The organism is Raskinella chloraquaticus (SeqCode) (genome assembly GCF_021731865.1).
Taxonomy (GTDB): Bacteria; Pseudomonadota; Alphaproteobacteria; order Rhizobiales; family UBA4765; genus Raskinella; species Raskinella chloraquaticus.
The window spans coordinates 1-20756 of record NZ_JAKFWN010000017.1 but is presented as its reverse complement, the minus strand read 5'-3'; the positions used below and the strand labels follow the sequence as shown (position 1 = coordinate 20756).

The window sequence follows — 20756 nt, the reverse complement described above, 5'->3', positions numbered from 1 at the left end:
CCGAGCAGAAAGCACCGAACCATTTTCATGAATTCATCCCCAAAAGTTAGTAAGGAAAGCAGAGAGTACTGTGATTGCAGAGGCGCGCTGCCGATACAAAAGATGCTCAAGCGAGCCCACCCCAACAGATAAGAGATGCGATGATTGGATCAGTTAATCTGCTTCAGCAACAGAAACCGGGCGTTTTCGCCGCTGAATTGCGACTTCGTTTCGCCTTGTGACATGTTTGTCACAAAACCGTCTTGCGGATGAGTTGGCGCTGCCGGTCGCGCGACGATAATCCGCCCGTTTTTACGGCATTTGGCCAATCTTTTGGCTTACTTTACGTCATCTTGACGGTCACGGCGCGTGATTTCGCAGCAGGACGAATCGTCCGTCACAAACGCTTTGATGTGAGGTTTGGCGCCACGCCGAACGCCTCAGCGCTGCTGTGCAGCCTTCCACGCTTCATAGCGCGCTTTTGTCTCTGAATCGGGGGGGTAAAGTCCGGGCAGACGATGGCCGGCTTCCACCTCGCCCATGATCCAGCCTTCGAGGCGTTCCTGCTCGACGCCAAGTGTCGCCACCTCATCAACGAGCGCGGCGGGAATGACGACCGCGCCGTCACGGTCGGCAACGATGACGTCATTGGGGAAAATGGCAGCGCCGCCACAGGCGATCGGCTCCTGCCAGCCAACGAAGGTGAGGCTGCTGACGGAGGCCGGCGCTGCGACGCCCGTCGCCCAGACCGGCAGACGGGATGATTCCACCCCTGCCGCGTCGCGCATGACACCATCGGTGATGAGCGCCGACACACCGCGTTTTTTCATGCGGAGTGCCAGAATATCGCCGAAAATACCCGCATCGCGAACACCCATGGCGTCGGCAACGGCGATCACACCTTCCGGCATCTCTTCAATCGCCGCCCGCGTGGAGCGCGGAGACGACCATGATTCCGGTGTCGCCAGGTCCTCGCGCAACGGGACAAAGCGCAGCGTGAAGGCGCGGCCGACCGCGCGGTGACTGGCGGCGAAAAGCGGCATGGGCCCGCGCAGCCATGAGCGGCGTATGCCCTTTTTAAGCATGATCGTCGTCAAGGTCGCGGTCGAGACGCTTTCGAGCCGCTCTTTGAGGGCTGGATCAAGGGAGGTCACGGTCACATTCATCGCCTAGGCTCCTGATGTCAGGCGCTACCTGGGCGAAATTGCGACGGGCTGTCAACGTCATGGCAGCGCGTGGCCCGATCGTTGCGACATCTGGTTGTGACCTTGGTCGGGCGAGCCGTTTTGCTCCGTCACGGCGCAGTTGAGGGAGTGCAATCCATGAACCGGCTGAAAATGACACGCCTGACTGTGCCAGTTGCGTTTGCACTTGTGTCGGGCGCGATGCTCACCGCCGCCAGAGCCGATGGCTACCGCAGCGCTCCGCCACAAGCGGTCGACGTCGAGGTCAGGGAGTGGAGCACCCCCTACACTCTCGACATCCCGGCCGACCTTGGCAGAGGGCGGCAGGGCGGGCACGTGCTCACCTACGCGCCTGCCTACGGGCAGGGCCCTGGCGCCATCCCGCCACGAGCCGGCGGCCCTCCCCTCGCGAACACTCCCTTGTGCGCTGGCGGACAGATCTTCGCCGCGGGGATTGGATGTGTGCAGGGCTACCGCCCGCCACCCGGCAATGTTCGCGGCCCCTTGCCGTTCAATGACGGACAACTTGCATTACCTGACCAGCGCCGTTATCGCCAAAGGTAGAGGCCGTCGGTTGCGGTCAGGCGCCAATTTTTCCGCGCGCTGAACTGTAAAGGTGTCAGCGAGATGAGTGAAAAGGATTCGGGCGCCCGGAACTGGGCGCTGTCAGCACCACGCATGGCCTATCGGGCGCTGGCGACGGGGATAGCTGTCATTGTCATGGAAATTCTGGCGGCTTTAGTCGCTTTGCCGCTGCCGCTTGTGCCGTTTGTCACGTCGATTGTCCTCACGGTCTCGGCTCCCGATACACAGGCCGCCCGCCCCTATCCGGTGATCGCCGGGCATATGCTCTCGACACTCGCCGGATTTATCGTCTTGTGGAGCCTTGGACCGGGCGAACTCGAGAACGGGCTTGCCGTCGCGCTGGCCGTCCTGGCGATGCTGCTGCTGAAGGCGCTGCACCCCCCGGCGGCCCTCGACGCTTTTGTCGTGACCAGCCATGGGGTTGGCAGCGAATGGGCGATCATGCCCATTCTTATCGGCGCTGTGATGCTTGCCGTTTACGGGCGCGCCACCTATTGGATCGAGCGACGACTGTTTGATTGAGGCTGGCGAAGCTTTGAAGCTTAATTGAGCAGGACATTGATCTCGCTCACCTGCCGGACATGGCGAGGCCCCGGCCGCTGATCCGAGAGGGAGCGCAGGCTGAATACCCCCTCTCGCGATGGCAACCTCTCGCCATTTTCGCGCGTAATGACAAGAATGCTGGCGCCCGCTGGACTGTTAAACAGCTCTCCCCACGAAAAGCTCGCCCTGTAGCCGTCCACAGCGGTCACGATGACGGTTGATGCCCGCACCTTGTAGCGATCGATTGCCTCGATGCCGGCATCACCGAGAAGTCTGGCCAGCAAGACACCGGAATAGCGGACATCAAGGCGTTGCGTCCGGCCGCCAGTAGATACCTCGCGTCCTTCCGTTGCTTCGGTGAGACCAAGCGCTTCCAGCTCAGGCAGGGAATAGATTTTCGACCCACCTGCCATACCATTCACTGTGAGGTTTTGCGCCATGACGACAGGTACCGACATTGGCAGAGCAAGAAGCGCCAGCGCCAACAGCACCTGCGGCTTGAGAGTTATTCGAGCGATGAATCTTATCATGCGTTGTATCCGATCATGGCGACAATGGTCGCGCAGACGGCTTGAGCGCTCGCGCCGGTCATACGCCGCCTGCGCCCGCATTGGGGAAGAACAACTGCTCACCGCCGATTTTATAGTCGCTGATAGCCTTCTGGCCATCCGCTCCGGTCAGCCAGTCGATAAAGGCCTTACCATCGGCGGCCTTGACGTGGGGATGGCGTTTGGGGTCAACCAGGATGACGCCATACTGATTGAAGAGCCGCTTGTCACCTTCGACAATGATCGCCAGATTCTGGCGGTTTTTGAAACCGAGCCAGGTGCCGCGATCAGCGAGAACATAGGCTTCCGAGGCGCCGGCAGTGTTGAGCGCCGCACCCATCCCCTGACCGATCTCACGGTACCACGGGCCTTTGACCGCATCGAGATTGACGCTGGCGAGTTTCCACAAATTGAGTTCGGCTGCATGAGTTCCCGAGCGATCGCCACGCGAGACAAAGGGAAGATTCTTGTCGCTGATCGCCTTGAGGGCAATGGCGATATCCTTCGTGCCCTTGATCCCCGCCGGATCACTCGCCGGGCCGATCAGAACGAAGTCATTATACATCACCGGCCTGCGCGCGACGCCGAAGCCATCGGCAACAAACTTCTCCTCCTGGGAGCGGGCATGAACGAAAGCCACATCTGCGTCACCTCGGCGTGCCGTGTCGAGCGCCTGCCCCGTTCCTTGGGCGATAACGCGGACGGTAATGCCGGTTTTGGCGGTGAATATCGGCAAAATATGTTCAAACAGCCCGGAATCCTGGGTTGATGTGGTGGATGCGACAATAATCGTGCGGATCGCTGACGACACGACCGGCGGGCTTGCCGACTGCGCGTGCAGGGATAATGGCGGAGCAATGGCGAGTATCGCCAGCGTGGCCAGGAGGCGGCGTTTTGACAGTGTCAGGCCGTGGAAACGGTTCATTTGCATTTTCTCCATTTGACAGTGCTTCACCACAATAAATCGCCGGCAATGAACGCCTTGCCGGACTGGCTTCGCGGCCCGGCGAAAAAGGCTGACGCCGTATTGTCCTCCTCAACCTGACCGCGATGGATAAAAACAACACGTTCGGCCAGACGGCGCGCCTGCGGCAGATCGTGGGTCGCGAACACCAATGTCATCCCCTGCTCTTTGAGGGTGATCAGCATGTCTTCGATCTGACGCGTGGCGCCGGGATCGAGATGGGCGGTCGGCTCGTCGAGAAAGAGTATTTCGGGATCAAGGGCGGCGGCGCGGGCGATCGCCAGGCGCTGCTGTTCACCGCCCGAGAGAAGGCGGGCGGGACGATCAGCGAGTGACGCAAGGCCGAAGCGGTGAAGGGCTGATCCGCTGCGCTGCAGGCTCTCGCTATGTGAAAAACCTACCGCACGACAAGCGTGGATGAGATTTTCCCGCGCCGAGCGGCGCAGCATCACCGGCTTCTGGAAGACCATGGCGTGGCGCTTGGGCGCGGCGATACTGCCAGCCGCTGAAGCAAAGCGTATCGTCCCGCCACTTGGCGCGATCAAGCCGTGACAAAGGCGCAGCAACAACGATTTTCCCGCGCCGTTCGGGCCGATGATGGCAAGCGCCTCGGCGCGATTGACAGAAAGCGAGAGGGGGCCAAGCAGCTTTTCGCCGTCCACCTCATAGGTGAGATTTTCAACGAGCAGGGGAAGAATCGTGCGCGGGCCGTGCACGCTCATGCGCCCATGAACCGGGCGCCGATGCGGCTTGCTCCAAAGGCCGCCGCATTGATCACAAGCGTCAACAGCAGGAGCACCAGCCCTAAGCCGAGTGCCAGCGGCAGGTCGCCCTTCGAGGTCTCAAGGGCGATGGCGGTTGTCATGGTGCGGGTATAGCCAGCGATATTGCCGCCGACGATGAGCACGGCGCCAACCTCGGCGCTTGCCCGCCCGAAGCCCGCAAGGAGGGCAGTTGCCAGCGAAAAGCGCCCTTCCCACAAAAGAGTTGGAACCACCTGCCAACCCGACTGGCCAAGCGACAGCAGATGTTCGCGATACTCGCCCCATAAATCCTCCAAGCTCTGACGGGTCAGCGCGACGACGATCGGCAGGACCAACACGAACTGGGCAAGGATCATGGCTGGCGGCGTGAACAGCCAGCCAAGGCCACCCAGCGGGCCTGAGCGCGACAGCATCAGATAGATCGCAAGCCCGACAACCACCGGGGGCAATCCCATGAGGGCGTTGATCGCGACCACGAGCAGGGCGCGGCCGGGGAAGCGGCTGACGGCAAGGAGCGCGCCGAGCGGCAATCCGATCAGGGCTGCCAGGAAGACGGCCGACAGCGTCACCCGTAATGACAGCGCGATGATCGCCATCAGTGCCGGGTCGACATCTGCCACCATGCCGATGGCCGTGGTGAAGGCCGAAACAAATTCCACGCCGCTTCCCTCGATGCTGCCAAATTTATACTATCCTTTCCGCATAAATGCCAATCATGTAATTTATACATCTATATGCATACAAAAGCACCGGAGATGCATCCCATGAACGCCTACCTGACGACCGAGGAAGCCGCCACCTATCTGCGGATCAAGGAACGCAAGCTCTACGATCTCGTCGCGGCGGGCGCCGTACCCTGTTCCAAAGTCAGTGGTAAATGGCTGTTTCCACGTGTCAGCCTCGATAGCTGGATCGCCGCCGGGCTTGTCGGTCCAGCGCAACTGCCGCCACCAGCGCCACCCATTATTGGTGGTAGCAGCGATCCTCTGCTCGAATGGGCCGTGCGCACATCCGGTTGCGGACTTGCCCTGCTGTCGGAAGGCTCGCAGGCCGGGCTTAAACGGCTTGAGCGCCATGATGTCGGGATGGCTGCCATCCATTTTCATGACCTTGGCGACGATGTTGCCGCCAATGCTGGCGCGATTGCCGGCAATAGCGCGCTTAATGACGTTGTGCTCATTGCTTTTGCCCGGCGCGAGCAAGGTTTGCTGGTCGCACCCGGTAACCCGCTCGGGCTCACTTCGCTTGGTGCAGCAATCGATGGCGGCGCCCGTATCGGGCTTCGCCAGGAAGGCGCGGGTGCCTTTATGCTGCTTCGACGGTTGCTGGCGCAGGAAGGGCGCGAGGCGGCGAGCCTGCGATCGGCTGGCGGGCCTTACCCCACCGGGCTCGATCTTGCGCAGGCATTGAAGGCCAACGACATTGATTGTGGCGTTGCCACGCGTGCGGTTGCGGCAAATCTGGGGCTTGGATTCGTCGCGCTCGCCTGGGAAGCCTTTGATCTGGCCCTGCGCCAGCGCACCTATTTTATGCCGGGGCCGCAGAGATTATTCGCGCTGATGCGCGATCAACGTTTCGTCCGGCAGGCGGCTTTGTTCGGCGGTTATGACGTCACGGAAACTGGAACAGTCTGCTTTGTAAAATAGCCTGGTGCCGGACGCTGCGGAGGCGGCAGCGACCCCAGATTTCGTGGCGCTTTACGCAGCGTTCGCTCTAGGCAAATGCCTAAAATCACAGCGAACCGATTCGCTTGTTTAACAGAATTATTCTGCAATACATTGATTTTATTATGTTTTATTCGCACAAAAATTTGTCGTGCCGTGCCCCGTCTTGACGATGGAAGAATCGATGGTGCAGCGCACAATACCGGTTCATCGCAGAAGGACATATGTCATGAACAGGTCTCGTGGATCGTCAAAAGGTATGCAGGCAGGCCGCCGTCAATTCCTGGCGCTGAGCGCATCTGCCGCAGCGCTGACAGCGGCGCGCATGGCCTTTCCGTCCGGCGCTTTCGCGCAAGGCGCCGGCCCCGAGGTCAAGGGAACGAAGCTCGGCTACATAGCGCTGACCGATTCAGCTCCCCTCATCATCGCCAAGGAAAAGGGGTTCTTCGACAAGTTTGGTCTGCCCGATATGGATATCTCGAAGCAGGCCTCTTGGGGGGCTACGCGTGACAACATGGCGCTGGGAACCAAGGCCAATGGTATCGATGGCGCGCATATTCTGCGCCCCAAGGTCCACATGTACTCAGCCGGCACGGTGACACAGAACAACCAGAAGCTGCCAATGTATACGCTGCTCAACCTCAATTATGATTGCCAGGGCATTTCGGTCTCAAACGAATACAAGGACCTGAACATCCAGAAGGATGCCTCGCCGCTGCGCGAGGCATTCGCCCGCAAGAAGGCGGCCGGCAAGGAACTGACAGCGGCAATGACCTTTCCCGGGGGCACGCATGATGTCTGGATCCGCTACTGGCTGGCGGCTGGCGGCATCGATCCGGACAACGACATCAAGGTCATCGTCGTGCCGCCACCGCAGATGGTCGCCAACATGAAGGTTGGAACCATGGATTGCTTCTGCGTCGGCGAGCCGTGGAACGAGCAGCTCGTCAACCAGAACATCGGCTATACGGCGCTGACGACGGGCGAGTTGTGGGGTGGTCACCCTGAAAAGGCGCTTGGCATGCGCGCTGAATGGGTGGATGCCAACCCCAAGGCGACCTTAGCCATCATGATGGCCACCATGGAAGCACAGCAGTGGTGCGAAAAAGCCGAAAACAAGCAGGAAATGGCTGAAATTGTCGGCCGGCGGCAATGGTTCAATGTGCCGGTCGGCGATATCATCGGGCGGATCAAGGGTGACATCAACTATGGCCTCGGCCGGAAGGTCACAGACACCGGCCTTGCCATGAAGTTCTGGGGCAAGAATGGCGAAGTGTCCTACCCCTATAAGAGCCATGATGCGTGGTTTGTTGCCGAGAATATGCGGTGGGGAAAGTTTCCGCTGACGATGGATGCCAAAGCGCTCATCGACAAGACCAACCGCGCCGATCTGTGGCGTGAGGCAGCCAAGCAAATCGGTCTGGCCGATGCGCCGAGCGGCGACAGCCGTGGTGTCGAGACCTTCTTCGACGGCGTGAAATTCGATCCTGCCGATCCCATGGGCTATCTCAAATCCCTCAAAATCAAGCGGGCTGCCGTTTAATTGGACAATTTTTGATCGCCGTATGTTTTTTGGGCAGATGCGGCGATGCTGAGGAATCCAATCTTCCGGTTTTGCAGCGAAGAGGCGGATAAGCGCACACTTGGCCGTTGGCATGGAGTTTGAATGTCGGACCATAAGCGACGCGGTTGTACGGCCCGTCAAACGGCGGATAGAGGATCGGCGGCATGACATTGGCAAGCACTGGTGATGGCTATGCTCACACTTCAGCGCCGGCGACGGCTAACCCGCGAAAGGTGCTGAATAACGCGGTCGCGGTCTCGCCGGCGTTTTCCTTGGGCCGCAGGGCAATGCGCGCCTGGATATGGACGCTGCAGAATGCTCTGCCTCCTGCCCTCACGACCGCCCTGCTGCTTCTCATCTGGCAGATTGCCTTTTCTCAGCCCGGCGCATCACTGCCCACGCCCAGTATCGTGTGGAGCGAATCGAAAGACCTGATCCTGCAACCCTTTTATTGGGCCGGATCCCAGGATATCGGGCTTGGCTGGCGTATTCTTACCTCCCTGCAGCGGGTAGCGGTCGGCTTCGGGCTGGCGGCAATCGCCGGCATCGCCATCGGCGCCCTGATCGGGCAGTCCATCTGGGCGATGCGCGGGCTTGATCCGATCTTCCAGGTGTTGCGCACGGTTCCCCCGCTTGCCTGGCTGCCCATTTCGCTCGCGGCCTTCCGTGATGCCAATCCATCCGCGATCTTCGTGATCTTCATCACGTCCATCTGGCCGATCTTGATCAACACGGCGGTCGGCATCCGCAACGTGCCGCAGGATTATCGCAATGTCGCTGCGGTGCTTCGCCTCAACACCCTGGAGCTTTTCTTCAAGGTGATGCTGCCTTCAGCGGCGCCCTATATCTTCACCGGGCTGCGCATTGGTATCGGTCTGTCATGGCTGGCGATCGTTGCGGCTGAAATGCTGACAGGCGGTGTTGGCATCGGATTTTTCATCTGGGACGCCTGGAATTCATCCAAACTGCCCGACATCGTGGTCGCGCTCGTCTATATCGGCGTTGTCGGCTTTGTCCTTGATCGCCTGGTGTCTGCCGCAGGGCGTTTCGTCACGCGCAGCGCAACGCCCTGAAGGAGCGGTGATGTCAAAGGACAGCGACCCCTATCTCAAGCTTGATCACATCGCCAAAAGCTTTCAGCGGGGCTCGACGACAACCGAAGTTCTGCGCGATATTCATCTGTCCATCGCCAATGGCGAGTATATCTCGATCATTGGTCATTCCGGCTGTGGAAAATCGACGCTACTGAACATTATCGGCGGGTTGACGCCGGTGACCAAAGGCGCCGTGCTGTTGCAGAACCGCGAGGTCAACAGCCCCGGCCCTGAGCGGGCCATCGTCTTCCAGAACCATTCGCTGCTGCCCTGGCTCAGCGTCTACGACAACGTGGCGATAGCGGTGAACAAGGTGTTTTCCGGCCGCAAGAGCCGGGCGGAGCGCGACGAATGGATCAAGCATAATCTGGCGCTCGTCCACATGAGCCATGCCCTGGAGAAATTCCCCTCGGAATTGTCAGGCGGCATGAAGCAGCGCGTCGGCATTGCCCGCGCGCTGTCGCTTGAGCCGAAGATCCTCCTTCTTGATGAGCCTTTTGGCGCGCTCGACGCGCTGACGCGCGCCCACCTCCAGGATTCGGTGATGGAGATTCATTCCCGGCTGAAGAACACGATGATCATGATCACGCATGATGTCGATGAGGCGGTCCTGCTTTCCAATCGCATCGTCATGATGACCAACGGGCCGGCGGCAACCATCGGCGAGGTCCTGACCGTTCCGCTCGCACGCCCCCGTGATCGGCTCGCGCTCGTCAGCGATGCGACCTATACCCAATGTCGCGCGGCGGTGATCGAATTCCTCTATGCGCGCCACAAGGCGCCCTCGCTGGTCGCCTGACCATGGCGACCGAGCCGTTACGCGAGCGCCTGCGGCTTGTCATTATCGGCAATGGCATGGCCTCGCTGCGCCTGGTGGAGCAGATCATCGCGCGGGCGCCTCACCGTTTCACCCTCACGGTTCTCGGTGCCGAGGCATCGCCTGCCTATAATCGTGTTTTGTTGTCCTCCCTGCTTGCCGGCGACAATGACGATGATGGCGTCCAGTTGAGAAGCCGTGACTGGTATGCCGCGCAGGGTGTCCGCCTTATCTGTGGCGCCACCGTCCAAAGCATCGATACCGTTGCCAAGGTGGCGGTAACAGCCGAGGGAACGCGCCATAACTACGACCAATTGGTGTTTGCCGTCGGCTCGCAGGCGATCCGTCTGCCGGTGCCGGGCGCTGACCTGCCTGGCGTCATGGTGTTCCGCGCGCTTGACGATGTCGCGGCGATGAAAGCGTCGGTGCAGCCCGGATACGCCGCCGTTGTGATTGGCGGCGGGCTCCTCGGCATCGAGGCGGCATCCGGCTTGGCCCGTCGCGGCGCGAAGGTGACGCTGCTCCACGTCATGGACCGGCTCATGGAGCGCCAGCTTGATGCGCGCGGCGCAGCCTTCCTGCTCGATGCCCTGCGCCGGCGTGGTATCCGCGTCATTCTCAAGGCGCAGACGCAAGCAATCACCGGCGACAGCACAGTGGATGGCGTTCTCCTTGCCGATGGCGGGAAGATAGCAGCCGACCTGGTGGTGATGGCGGTCGGCATCAAACCCAACGCAGCACTTGCCAGGGCCGCTGGCGTGGCAGTCGGGCGCGGCATCATCGTCGATGACCAGATGGCGACGAATGTGGCGGATATCTTCGCCATCGGCGAGTGTGCCGAACATCGCGGCATCGTCCACGGGCTGATCGAACCCGCCTATGCGCAGGCCGACGTGCTTGCCAGCTGCCTTTGTGGCGAGCCGGCTGCCTTTGCCGGCATGGCGCCTGCCACCAATCTCAAGGTCTCTGGCGTGCCGGTGTTTTCTGCCGGCGATATGTCAAGCGACAGTGATAGCGTCAGCAGCGCCGTCATCGAGGCGCGGGCGAACGGGACATACCGCCGCCTGGTGTTTTCAGGCGACCGCCTGATCGGTTGCGTTCTGGTCGGCGATACCGAGGACGGGCTGTGGTACCGCGACCTTATTCGCTCGGGTTTATCCATCGCAGCAATGCGCCTCGACCTCATTCATGGGCGCGCCTTCGTGTCTCACATGTCAGAGAAAGCGGCGTGACATGAGCAGCGATTTTTCTGGTGAACAGAAGCGCTATCTCGAAGGGTTTGCGGCCGGCATCGGGGCTGGCATGTTGGCGGGCAAAGCGCCGGTTGCGCCTGCAGGTCCGGCCGGACCCGATGCGATCCACACGGCCGCTCAGGACAGCGTGACGGCGGGCGGCGGCAAGCTGGCTGATCAGGAGAAATGGAAGCGGGCCGAACACCCCTTCGATGCCTATGCGCGCTTCAAGGCACAGTCGCGCCGCAACGAGGCACCGAAGCCGGAGGATAATTTTCGCTGGCGCTATTATGGCCTGTTCTATGTGGCGCCAACGCAGACGAGCTATATGTGCCGGCTGCGCATTCCCAACGGCATCCTGCGCCATTGGCAGTTCGCCGGCGTTGCCGACATCGCCGAGCGTCATGGTGGCCCCTACGTCCATGTAACGACGCGCGCCAATCTGCAACTGCGCGAGATTGCACCCTCAAGCGGGGCGGCGGTGGTGGAAGCGGTCGAGAATCTCGGATTGAGCACCCGCGGCTCGGGGGCTGATAACATCCGCAACGTCACCGGGGGCGCGACGGCGGGGATCGACGGGCAGGAAATTGCCGACACCAGGCAGCTTGCCAGCGACTGGCACAAGCATATTCTCAATGACCGCTCGCTTTATGGTTTGCCGCGCAAATTCAACGTCGCCTTCGACGGTGGCGGGATCATCGCCACGCTGGAAGAGACCAATGATATCGGCTTTCAAGCGGTTCAACTCAGAGCAAAGGACAACGGCGATAAACAATTGATGTGGCGTGTGACGCTGGGCGGGATCACCGGCCACAAGGATCTGGCGCGTGCCACCGGTCTGTTCTGCACGAGCGAAGACTGTATCACGGTGGCGGACGCCATTGTGCGCGTGTTCATTTCGCATGGCACGCGCACTGATCGTACCAAAGCACGGCTCAAATATCTCCTCGATGCGTGGGGCTTCGAGCGCTTTCTGGGCGAGGTGGAAACGCTCCTCGACAGGAAGCTTACCCGCCTCAGCGAAAGCGATCTTCTTCCGCGCCCGCCAATTGATCGTCAGGCCCATATCGGCGTGCGGGCGCAGAAGCAGGCAGGGTTGAACTGGATTGGTGTTCATTGTCCGGTAGGCAAGCTCAGCGTCGACCAGGTGCGTGGACTGGCGATGCTCGCCAAGCGCTACGGCGATGGCGATATCCGCCTCACCGTCTGGCAAAACCTGCTGATGTCAGGCGTGCGCGACGGCGATGTCGAGGCGGTGATAGCCGGTCTTGGCGCGCTCGGCCTTTCGGCGAGCGCCAGCACGCTGGCTTCGGGGCTGGTCGCCTGCACCGGCAAGACGGGATGCAAATTCGCCGCTGCCTACACCAAGGAAGACGCAGTGAGGATCGCCGCGAGCCTTGACCAGAAGCTTGTGCTCGACCAGCCGGTCAATATTCATGTCACCGGCTGTCATCACTCGTGCGCCCAGCATTATATCGGCGATATCGGGCTCGTCGGGGCGCCAGTGCCGGTCAACGATGAGGGCGATACGATTGAGGGCTACGATATCATTGTCGGCGGCGGCTTCGCCGATCAGGCGAGGATCGGACGCCTGCTATGGCCGAAGGTGCCGGCAGGCAAGGCCGCCGGCCATGTCGAGCGCCTGCTGAGGGCGTGGCAAGCGCACCGCACATCCCCGGACGAAAGCTTCCACGCCTTCACCCATCGCGTTGATGACGAGACGCTGAAGGCACTTGCGGGCGGTGCGTCATGACGATCAATTTGCCGCTGGTCAAAAGTTACGATCTTCTGCCCGAGACAGCGCCGTTCGAGGCCGCCCAGCGCGCCTGGCTGAGCGGTTTTTTCGCCGGCTATCTGAAGCTTGATACGGCAGCCGTGACGGCGCTGGCTCCCGGCGAGGTTTCGGCCCTTCTGAACGAACCGCCAGCCGAAGCTGACGATGCGCCCTGGCATGATCCGGCCATGGAGATTGCCGAGCGGCTGAAACGCGCCGAGGGGCGCTCCGTCAGGCAGAAATTGTTTGCCGCCATGGCGCAGCAGGATTGCGGCCAGTGCGGCTATGTGTGCGCCACCTATTCCGCAGCGCTCGCCTCAGGGAGCGAAGCGCGGCTCAACCTGTGCGCTCCCGGCGGCAAGGAGACACTCAGGGCGATCAAATCGCTGATGCAGGATGGCGCGGGGGCTGCGGTTCAGGCTGCCCCGGTTGCAGCGAACGCGCCACCCGCCAGGGGAATGTCACGCGACAATCCGACCGAGGTGCGGTTTTTATCCCGGCGCAAGCTGAACGGAGAAGGGTCGCAGAAGGAGACATACCACATCGAATTCGACCTTTCGGGCAGCGGTGTGTCGTATGTGGTTGGTGACAGTTTCGGTGTTTTTGCCGACAATGATCCGCGACTGGCTGACGCGATCATCGCCCTCATGGGCGCGCGACCCGATGCGCCGGTTGGCGGCTCAACGCTGCGTCACGCACTCATTCACGAGCGTGCGCTGGGGCCGGCGCCCGACACGTTGTTCCAGCTCATTTCGTTCGTGACGGGCGGCGCCCAGCGGGCAAAGGCTCAGGCGCTTGCCAAAGGTGATGATCCTGATGGTGACGCAGCGCTGCTCGACGTGCTTGGAACGCTGCACAAATTTGCCGGATTGAAGCTCAGTCCCGAGGCGTTTACTGAAGCCCTGGACCTCCTGCAGCCGCGCCTTTATTCGATCTCATCGTCGCCCAAAACCATTCCAGACCAGTTGTCACTGACGGTTGACAGCGTGCGCTACCGCCTCGGGCAACGCCAGCGCCATGGGCTGGCGTCAACCTTTCTGGCCGAGCGTGCGCTGCCGGGAGCGGCCATCAAAGCCTATGTACAAAAGGCCCATGACTTTGCCTTGCCCGCTGACATGGCAAAGCCGATCATCATGATCGGGCCTGGCACCGGCATCGCGCCCTTCCGCGCCTTCCTTCATGAGCGCATCGCCTGCAGGGCGCCGGGGCGCAACTGGCTTTTCTTCGGCCATCAACGCTCAGCCTGCGATTTCTTCTATGCCGACGAACTGAATGCCATGAAATCGGCTGGGCATCTGCAGCGCCTGACACTTGCGTGGTCGCGGGACGGAAAAGACAAGATCTATGTGCAGGATCGCATGCGCGATAGCGGTTCCGAGTTATGGTCGTGGCTGAAGGACGGCGCGCACCTGTACGTCTGCGGCGATGCCAAACGCATGGCCAAGGATGTGGAGCGGGTTCTCGTTGATATCGCTGGCGCGCATGGAAAGATGAGCAGCGAGGACGCTGTTTCCTTCGTTGCCGGGCTGAAGAAGGCGGGCCGTTATCAAGCCGACGTCTATTGATGGACGCCCGCCTGTCAGGGTCGATCAAAACGACTTGCCCTTATTGCGGCGTGGGGTGCGGCGTCGTGGTATCGCCGGATGGCAATGGCAGCGCAGCGGTCACGGGGGACACGGATCATCCTGCCAATCACGGACGGCTTTGTGTCAAGGGGGCGGCGCTCGGCGAGACAATCGGCCTTGAGGGGCGGCTTCTCTACCCGACCATCCATCGCCAGCGCGCGACATGGAACCAGGCAAGCGCCTTCATTGCAGATGGCCTGAAGCAAACACTTGAAAAATACGGCGCCGGGGCGATTGCCTTCTATCTCTCGGGCCAGTTGTTGACGGAAGATTATTACGTTGCCAACAAATTCGCGAAGGGCTTTATCGGCACGCCGCATGTCGATACCAATTCCCGGCTGTGCATGGCCTCGTCGGTCGCAGGCCACCGGCGCGCCTTCGGCTCCGACACGGTCCCGAACACCTATGAGGATCTGGACGAAGCCGATCTGATCATTCTTGCCGGATCGAACGCTGCCTGGTGTCATCCTGTCCTCTACCAGCGCATGCAGACGGCACGCGAGACAAGAGGCGCCATCCTCGTCAACATCGACCCGCGCGTCACCGCCACGTCCGCAGGGGCTGATCTCTCCCTGCCCGTCGCAGCCGGCATGGATAGTGTGCTCTTTTCTTTTTTGCTGAGCGAGCTGGCGCGCCGCCAAAAGACCGACCGCGCCTTCATCGCCGCCCATACCAGCAGCTTCGACGCAGCCCTGGCACGGGCCCACGAGATTGCTCCCGACCTTTCAAGCGTTGCGGCACGAACAAGTCTGAGCGCTGAGGATATCGCCCGCTTCGTTGATCTTTTCATCCACCGTGAGCGCGTCGTCACCTGCTACAGCCAGGGCGTCAACCAGTCGGCGCAAGGTACGGACAAGGTCAACGCCATCCTCAATTGCCATCTGGCGACCGGGCGCATCGGCAAGCCGGGTTGCGGTCCTTTATCGCTGACCGGCCAGCCCAACGCCATGGGCGGGCGCGAGGTGGGCGGGCTGGCCAACATGCTGGCCGCTCATATGGGCTACACACCGCAAGAGCGCGAGCGGGTCGCCCGCTTCTGGGGCGCGCCGCATCTGGCCGGAGGCGAAGGCCGCAAGGCGGTTGCCATGTTTGATGCGGTGGCGCGCGGCGCCATCAAGGCCCTTTGGGTGATGCATACCAATCCAGCGGTAACGATGCCGCGAGCTGACGGCGTACGCGCGGCGATGAAAAAACTCGATCTGTTCGTCGTCTCGGAAGCGATGAGTGCCACTGACACCAATGAGGCGGGCGCCCATGTCCTGCTGCCGGCCAGCGCCTGGGGCGAGAAGGACGGGACGGTGACCAATTCGGAGCGGCGCATTTCGCGTCAGCGCCCGTTTCTGCCAGCACCGGGCGACGCCAGGCCCGACTGGGAGCATATATGCCTTGTGGCGCGGCGCATGGGCTATGCGGGTTTTGACTATGAGGGGCCAGCGGCGATCTTTCGCGAGCACGCGGCGCTCTCTGCCTTTGAAAATGACGGCAGCCGCGATTTTGATATCGGCGCCGTCGCTGACATCGACGATACCGGCTACCAAGCCCTGACGCCGTTTCACTGGCCGTGGCGAAAGGGTGCCAAGCCGCAGGACCGGCTTTTTGCCGCAGGCGGATTTTTTGCCCCTGACGGGCGGGCGCGTTTTGTCGCGATCTCTCCACCTCACCTTGCCCATCGGCCAAGTGCTGCCTACCCGCTGATGTTGAACACCGGGCGGGTGCGCGACCATTGGCACACGATGACACGAACGGGAAAGGCGCCACGTCTGGCCCGCCATGTCAGCGAGCCATTGCTTGCGCTCAACCCTGACGACGCCGCGCACCACGGTCTGCGATCTGGCGGCTACGCACGGGTTGAAAGCGCCCATGGATCGGTCACCCTGCGGGTCGATATCGATCCCGGCCTGCCGGCGGGCATGGTATTCGCCCCCTTTCACTGGAGTGCTGCAACCGGCGGGCTGGTCAGGGTCGACGCCGTCGTTCAGGACGATGTCGACCCACTTTCAGGCCAGCCTGAATCGAAAGCCACGCCCGTCGCGGTCGAGCCGGTTGCCATGGCAAGTGAGGGCATCCTGCTCAGCCGGCACCCGCTTCCCCTCCCCGCCTGGCTGCAACATGTGCGCTTGCGGCTCGCAGACGGGGAAGCCGTTTTCTTTGCCTCGACCCGCGCACCCGCAGCGCTGCAGGCGGTGCTCGCCAATCTGACAGGTGAAAACGGGAACCGCGCGAGCCTTGCAGATCACGATACGGGACATTTTCGTGTCGCTTCATTGCAAGCGGACCGGCTTGAAACCGCACTCTTCGTGGCGCCGCAGCGCGAAGAAGCGCTATTCGACTGGCTGATCGACATGTTCGCCAAGGACAAGCTCACGACAGGTGAGCAGAAGGCCCTTCTGGCGGGCCGCACTGCTGATGCCGGCCCCGACCTTGGGCCGCTCCTGTGCTCGTGCTTTGCGGTGCGCCGCGCGACGATCAGCGAGGCGTTCACGTCAGGCGCGCGCGATGTCGATGCCATCGGTGCGCTCACAAAGGCCGGCACCAATTGCGGCTCCTGCCGCCCCGAAATCAAGGCGTTGATCAATGCAATGCCGGGGCTGGCAGCACCGCCTGTCAACGCCTAAAGTCACGCTCCCTATGAAGGAGATCTGATCGTGGCGTCGACCGTTTTTGATTCTCTGCTTTTCCGCGACATGTTCGGCACCAGCGAGATGCGCCACATCTTTTCCGATGAGGGGCTCGTCGCCTGCTATCTTGAAGTTGAGGCAGCGCTCGCCCGTGCCGAAGGCCGGCTTGGCATCATCCCGCCCGAGGCGGCGGCCACGATTGACGCTGTCTGCAAGAGCGTGAGCATTGATTACGACCATATGCGGCGCGAGACCGAGATCGTCGGCTATCCCATCCTGCCGCTGGTCCACCAATTGGTGAAGGCTGCGGGAGAGGCAGGGCGCTACGTCCATTGGGGAGCGACCACCCAGGACATCATGGACACGGCGACAATTCTGCAATTGCGACAGGCGCTCGCCATCATCACGCGCGATCTGCACGAGCTGCGCACCATCCTGGCAAAGCTTGCCACGCGCCATCGCGACACGCCGATGGCAGGGCGCACCCATCTCCAGCAGGCGCTGCCGGTGACGTTTGGCTACAAGGTGGCGGTGTGGCTCTCCTCCATCGACCGCCATATCGAGCGTATACAGCAGGCGCTGCCGCGCATTCTGATCGGACAGTTTTCAGGGGCGGCCGGTACGCTCGCCTCGCTTGGTCCGCGCGGGCTCGACGTACAGGCGGCGTTTTGCGCCGAACTCAACCTCGCCCAACCAGCCATCACCTGGCATGTGGCGCGCGACGGGCTGGCGGAAGCGGTGACACTGCTTGGCCTCATCACCGGCACGCTTGGCAAGGTCGCAAGCGATGTGATGATGATGGCAGCAACCGAATTCGGCGAGGTGGCGGAACCGTTCCAGCCCGGGCGCGGCGCCTCCTCGACCATGCCGCAAAAGCGCAATCCGATTTCAAGCGAGCTTATGCTGGCCGCAGCCAAAGCCGTGCGCCAGCATGTGGCAACCATGCTTGATGCCATGATCCATGATTTCGAGCGCGCCACCGGCCCCTGGCACCTTGAATGGGTATCGCTGCCGGAGAGTTTCCTCCTCACGGCCTCGGCGCTTCATCAGGCAAAATTCATGCTGGGCGGGCTGGTGGTTGATACAAACCGCATGCGCGCCAATCTCGGCCTCACCCATGGGCTGATCGTGGCAGAGGCGGTGATGATGGCAGCCGCTCCCAAGCTCGGGCGCCAGCAGGCTCACGATGTCGTCTACAGCGCCTGCCGGCAGGCGATCGAACAGGGCGGCATGCTGGCCGACATTCTCAAACGCGCGCCAGAGATCGTCGGCGCGCTTGGTGGGGACGCAGCCATCGACCATGCCTGCGACCCGGCAAATTATCTCGGCCTGTCGGGCGAGATGGTGGACCGGGTGGTGGGCGGCTAGAGCATCCTCCCGCCAGGCGGATACCGGCTGGCGGATAAAGGGGATGCAAAATAACCTGGAGCCAAAATTCGATCCGACCTGATCGGCTTTGGCTCCAGAGTGGAAAAGCCCGCCGCTCTTCTATTGATTTTTCACTCGGTTTTATCGTTGTTTCAGAGGTTTATCCCAGAGGGATAAGTCATGACCTCGCACCTGTGGCGGCCAGTGTTAGGATTGTTGTCCTAACATCGGAACCGTTTCATGAACCTTGCCACCCGCTTCCACCTGACCGACCAGCGCCTGCGGCGCAGCATTGACTGCCACCAGCGGGTTCTGCTGGCTTCCTGGTTGTCGCCCGACGCCGCCTATCGTTCGCATGAACAGAAAGCGCTGCGGCGGGAGCTCGCCGATTTGCGCGCACTCCATGCCGAACTGCACGAGCTGGCGATCAGGGCGTTCAATCCTGCGCAGCTACGAATCCCTGCCGGTCAACCGGGTGGCGGGAGGTAGCCGCGCGATGGCGGCGCAGTTGGTGAAGCATCCCCATTAACAGTCATACTCGCGTCGATCTCTGGTGAGCCACCAGGCGGTGGCAGGGATGGAAAGCCACTTTCTGAACTGCCGACCGAGAACGCCGATCAACCAGCCGACATTCCGCCACCGCCACAACTGCCGGAGGAGCCTCCCTCAACGAACAGGGCTATCACGAGCTATGCAAAGGCCGCTGCACGCTGGCTTGCAAACTTCGGACGCTCTGCAGTTCCAGCCGCACGCGCGCTCATGACCGCCTACGACGCGTTGGAATGGCTTGATCCAACCAGAGACAACTGCTTTCATATCAAGATACATCAAAAACGATGCAAGAATTGATAGATGCTGTCAGCGAGCCAAAGGCTGGCTATCAAATCCATCACATCGTCGAACAAACAGCCGCGGAGCGCGAGGGATATCCGCGCGACATGATCGATGCGCCTGGTAACCTCGTGCGCATTCCGACGGTCCTGATATATAGCATGCTCACGCGATGACTGAACTTTGGCCGGGGCCGCCACTATCGGTATGAAAATCCGGTCCGCTATGGCCGCAGAACATTCGGCATGGGTACTGGCAGAAATTCTACTTATTCCGACTGTTCAGATTCCCGAAGACACTTCTCAGCTTGTGACTATCGCCAGTCGCATGTACTTTTCTCGAACTGCAGCGATCTGGGTCGGCGAATGAGGACTAGAAGATGAAGCATATATTTTCTGCGATCACCACTTTCATTCTTGTCACGGTACTCTTTTGGCCAATGAGCGTGGCGGCGCAGGAACTCCGCGGCGTCGGGGTTGTGCTGATCCACGGCAAGGGGGGCGGCCAAGGACCTCTGCAGCCACTAGCTGCCGCTCTGCGACGAGAAGGGGCGGTGGTAGTCATGCCGCGCATGTCGTGGTCGTCTGGCTATCGGACATATGCCTCGACAGTCAACGAGGTGGCAGTCGCTGTGGCGCAGGCCGAACGTCAAGGAGCGCAGAAGGTGTTTCTGGCGGGCCACAGCATGGGTGCCAACATCTCGCTCGGCTATGTCGCTGCGGGAGGGCGCGCGGCTGGAGTGGTGGCCCTCGCGCCAGGGCACCGGCCGCTCTTTATCGCTGGCGTCAGTGGCGACAGCCTTGAACGCGCACGGGCGATGGTCACTGCGGGGCGAGGCCGGGAGACGGCCGAATTCAAGGATTTCAACCAGGGGCGCACGTTCCCGATCAAGACCGCAGCGGAGGCGTATCTCAGTTTCTTCGATCCGTCTGGACCCGCTGCCGCCGCCGCTGCTGCGCAGGGCGTGCGCACGCCAGTCTTGTGGGTCATCGGGTCGTCCGACCGCCCAGCAATTCAGGACCAGGCTCCTTACACAGTCGGCCAGCGAGTGGTCGTGGACGCAAACCATCAGACGACCCCGGTCCAAGGGGTCGCCCAGACCGTGGCCTGGATCAAGGCGAATTGACTTTCAAACCAACCGTCGTTGAAGGAATAGCGCTGTTTTCTCTCTAAACAACGCTTTATGTCCTCGATCGCATCGCGAACAACTTCATGCCGCAGCCTGCCTTGGCGGGATGATGAGGACTTTGCGGGCGGCTGTTCTTTATTCGCGGGCCTTGCCGCGCGCAAATTCTCTTGAAGACGCAAATGGGAACCGTGAAATGAAATTGCAGTCGGCGGTCTTCTATTGTGTCGCGAACACGATTCTCGCCATTTGTCCTGGCTACTTGAGGGCCGATTGGAGCGGCCTTGCACTGATCGAGACTTACGATGTTTTCCACTGCGGCGTTCCGATAGCGCCTGAGTGAACCGCACTGGGTTTGCCGGAGGGCGGTTTGCTTGAGTCCTACGCGGCCATTTTGATGTTCTCAAGCGCCGCGTAGTAGTTTGCTTCCGCCTCGGCGGGCGGGATGTTGCCGATCGGCTCCAGCAAGCGCTGGT

General features: G+C 61.3%; 18 protein-coding genes. 13 read left to right on the top strand and 5 right to left on the bottom strand.

Annotation, left to right across the window (positions count from 1 at the left end; all coding sequences use genetic code 11):
* Positions 1–419: 419 nt before the first annotated feature.
* Complete coding sequence (locus tag ACINK1_RS07060; protein ID WP_376800608.1) at positions 420–1145, bottom strand: ribonuclease activity regulator RraA; 726 nt, start codon at positions 1143–1145, stop codon at positions 420–422.
* Between the two features lie 156 nt (positions 1146–1301).
* Here ACINK1_RS07060 and ACINK1_RS07055 point away from each other — a divergent pair, with 156 nt between their 5' ends.
* On the top strand, positions 1302–1727 hold the full coding sequence (locus ACINK1_RS07055; protein ID WP_376800610.1) for a hypothetical protein: 426 nt from the start codon (positions 1302–1304) through the stop codon (positions 1725–1727).
* 63 nt (positions 1728–1790) lie between these two features.
* Entirely contained in the window at positions 1791–2270 is a 480-nt protein-coding gene (locus ACINK1_RS07050; RefSeq protein ID WP_376800612.1) for an HPP family protein, read from the top strand.
* A gap of 20 nt (positions 2271–2290) precedes the next feature.
* Here ACINK1_RS07050 and ACINK1_RS07045 read toward each other — a convergent pair whose 3' ends face one another.
* Genes ACINK1_RS07045 through ACINK1_RS07030 form a run of 4 tightly spaced genes read right to left on the bottom strand, consistent with a single transcriptional unit; the run spans position 2291 to position 5190 of the window.
* Positions 2291–2821 (bottom strand): molybdopterin-dependent oxidoreductase, encoded by a 531-nt coding sequence (locus tag ACINK1_RS07045; protein WP_376803282.1) that lies wholly within the window; start codon positions 2819–2821, stop codon positions 2291–2293.
* Between the two features lie 58 nt (positions 2822–2879).
* Entirely contained in the window at positions 2880–3779 is a 900-nt protein-coding gene (locus ACINK1_RS07040) for a substrate-binding domain-containing protein (RefSeq protein WP_395760042.1), read from the bottom strand.
* An 11-nt stretch (positions 3780–3790) separates the two neighbouring features.
* Positions 3791–4525 carry an ATP-binding cassette domain-containing protein gene (locus ACINK1_RS07035; protein WP_376800617.1) on the bottom strand — a complete coding sequence of 245 codons (735 nt, stop codon included), beginning with the start codon at positions 4523–4525 and terminating at the stop codon, positions 3791–3793.
* The gene (locus ACINK1_RS07030; protein ID WP_376800637.1) at positions 4522–5190 is read right to left on the bottom strand and encodes an ABC transporter permease; all 669 of its coding nucleotides are present in this window, start codon (positions 5188–5190) and stop codon (positions 4522–4524) included. Before ACINK1_RS07030 ends, ACINK1_RS07035 begins: the two co-directional genes overlap by 4 nt.
* Positions 5191–5331: 141 nt before the next feature.
* Between ACINK1_RS07030 and ACINK1_RS07025 the strand changes: the two genes are divergently transcribed.
* The 11 genes from ACINK1_RS07025 to ACINK1_RS06975 all read left to right on the top strand — a co-directional run bounded on the left by ACINK1_RS07025 (position 5332) and on the right by ACINK1_RS06975 (position 20280).
* Entirely contained in the window at positions 5332–6213 is an 882-nt protein-coding gene (locus tag ACINK1_RS07025; protein WP_376800619.1) for a helix-turn-helix transcriptional regulator, read from the top strand.
* 247 nt (positions 6214–6460) lie between these two features.
* Complete coding sequence (locus ACINK1_RS07020) at positions 6461–7774, top strand: CmpA/NrtA family ABC transporter substrate-binding protein (RefSeq protein WP_376800621.1); 1314 nt, start codon at positions 6461–6463, stop codon at positions 7772–7774.
* 185 nt (positions 7775–7959) lie between these two features.
* Positions 7960–8868 carry a nitrate ABC transporter permease gene (gene ntrB, locus ACINK1_RS07015; protein ID WP_376800623.1) on the top strand — a complete coding sequence of 303 codons (909 nt, stop codon included), beginning with the start codon at positions 7960–7962 and terminating at the stop codon, positions 8866–8868.
* A gap of 10 nt (positions 8869–8878) precedes the next feature.
* Entirely contained in the window at positions 8879–9688 is an 810-nt protein-coding gene (locus ACINK1_RS07010) for an ABC transporter ATP-binding protein (protein ID WP_376800624.1), read from the top strand.
* A 2-nt stretch (positions 9689–9690) separates the two neighbouring features.
* Entirely contained in the window at positions 9691–10938 is a 1248-nt protein-coding gene (locus ACINK1_RS07005) for an NAD(P)/FAD-dependent oxidoreductase (RefSeq protein WP_376800626.1), read from the top strand.
* Between the two features lies 1 nt (position 10939).
* Entirely contained in the window at positions 10940–12691 is a 1752-nt protein-coding gene (locus ACINK1_RS07000) for a NirA family protein (protein WP_376800627.1), read from the top strand.
* Positions 12688–14277, top strand: coding sequence for a sulfite reductase subunit alpha (locus ACINK1_RS06995; protein WP_376800629.1), 1590 nt, complete (start codon positions 12688–12690; stop codon positions 14275–14277). The genes ACINK1_RS07000 and ACINK1_RS06995 overlap by 4 nt, the downstream gene beginning before the upstream one ends.
* Entirely contained in the window at positions 14277–16952 is a 2676-nt protein-coding gene (locus tag ACINK1_RS06990) for a nitrate reductase (protein WP_376800631.1), read from the top strand. Before ACINK1_RS06995 ends, ACINK1_RS06990 begins: the two co-directional genes overlap by 1 nt.
* A 69-nt stretch (positions 16953–17021) precedes the next feature.
* On the top strand, positions 17022–18323 hold the full coding sequence (gene pcaB / locus ACINK1_RS06985; protein ID WP_376800638.1) for a 3-carboxy-cis,cis-muconate cycloisomerase: 1302 nt from the start codon (positions 17022–17024) through the stop codon (positions 18321–18323).
* 240 nt (positions 18324–18563) lie between these two features.
* Positions 18564–18812: a hypothetical protein gene (locus tag ACINK1_RS06980; RefSeq protein ID WP_376800633.1), complete on the top strand. Its 249-nt coding sequence runs from the start codon at positions 18564–18566 to the stop codon at positions 18810–18812.
* Positions 18813–19533: 721 nt separating this feature from the next.
* Positions 19534–20280 carry an alpha/beta hydrolase gene (locus tag ACINK1_RS06975; RefSeq protein WP_376800635.1) on the top strand — a complete coding sequence of 249 codons (747 nt, stop codon included), beginning with the start codon at positions 19534–19536 and terminating at the stop codon, positions 20278–20280.
* Positions 20281–20756 lie beyond the last annotated feature (476 nt).

What these genes read in the sequence shown, in the direction of transcription:
- ACINK1_RS07060 (WP_376800608.1), bottom strand. Translation starts at nt 1,145, where the DNA reads ATGAATGTGACCGTGACCTCCCTTGATCCAGCCCTCAAAGAGCGGCTC.
- ACINK1_RS07055 (WP_376800610.1), top strand. Translation starts at nt 1,302, where the DNA reads ATGAACCGGCTGAAAATGACACGCCTGACTGTGCCAGTTGCGTTTGCA.
- ACINK1_RS07050 (WP_376800612.1), top strand. Translation starts at nt 1,791, where the DNA reads ATGAGTGAAAAGGATTCGGGCGCCCGGAACTGGGCGCTGTCAGCACCA.
- ACINK1_RS07045 (WP_376803282.1), bottom strand. Translation starts at nt 2,821, where the DNA reads ATGATAAGATTCATCGCTCGAATAACTCTCAAGCCGCAGGTGCTGTTG.
- ACINK1_RS07040 (WP_395760042.1), bottom strand. Translation starts at nt 3,779, where the DNA reads ATGGAGAAAATGCAAATGAACCGTTTCCACGGCCTGACACTGTCAAAA.
- ACINK1_RS07035 (WP_376800617.1), bottom strand. Translation starts at nt 4,525, where the DNA reads ATGAGCGTGCACGGCCCGCGCACGATTCTTCCCCTGCTCGTTGAAAAT.
- ACINK1_RS07030 (WP_376800637.1), bottom strand. Translation starts at nt 5,190, where the DNA reads ATGGTGGCAGATGTCGACCCGGCACTGATGGCGATCATCGCGCTGTCA.
- ACINK1_RS07025 (WP_376800619.1), top strand. Translation starts at nt 5,332, where the DNA reads ATGAACGCCTACCTGACGACCGAGGAAGCCGCCACCTATCTGCGGATC.
- ACINK1_RS07020 (WP_376800621.1), top strand. Translation starts at nt 6,461, where the DNA reads ATGAACAGGTCTCGTGGATCGTCAAAAGGTATGCAGGCAGGCCGCCGT.
- ntrB (WP_376800623.1), top strand. Translation starts at nt 7,960, where the DNA reads ATGACATTGGCAAGCACTGGTGATGGCTATGCTCACACTTCAGCGCCG.
- ACINK1_RS07010 (WP_376800624.1), top strand. Translation starts at nt 8,879, where the DNA reads ATGTCAAAGGACAGCGACCCCTATCTCAAGCTTGATCACATCGCCAAA.
- ACINK1_RS07005 (WP_376800626.1), top strand. Translation starts at nt 9,691, where the DNA reads ATGGCGACCGAGCCGTTACGCGAGCGCCTGCGGCTTGTCATTATCGGC.
- ACINK1_RS07000 (WP_376800627.1), top strand. Translation starts at nt 10,940, where the DNA reads ATGAGCAGCGATTTTTCTGGTGAACAGAAGCGCTATCTCGAAGGGTTT.
- ACINK1_RS06995 (WP_376800629.1), top strand. Translation starts at nt 12,688, where the DNA reads ATGACGATCAATTTGCCGCTGGTCAAAAGTTACGATCTTCTGCCCGAG.
- ACINK1_RS06990 (WP_376800631.1), top strand. Translation starts at nt 14,277, where the DNA reads ATGGACGCCCGCCTGTCAGGGTCGATCAAAACGACTTGCCCTTATTGC.
- pcaB (WP_376800638.1), top strand. Translation starts at nt 17,022, where the DNA reads ATGTTCGGCACCAGCGAGATGCGCCACATCTTTTCCGATGAGGGGCTC.
- ACINK1_RS06980 (WP_376800633.1), top strand. Translation starts at nt 18,564, where the DNA reads ATGAACCTTGCCACCCGCTTCCACCTGACCGACCAGCGCCTGCGGCGC.
- ACINK1_RS06975 (WP_376800635.1), top strand. Translation starts at nt 19,534, where the DNA reads ATGAAGCATATATTTTCTGCGATCACCACTTTCATTCTTGTCACGGTA.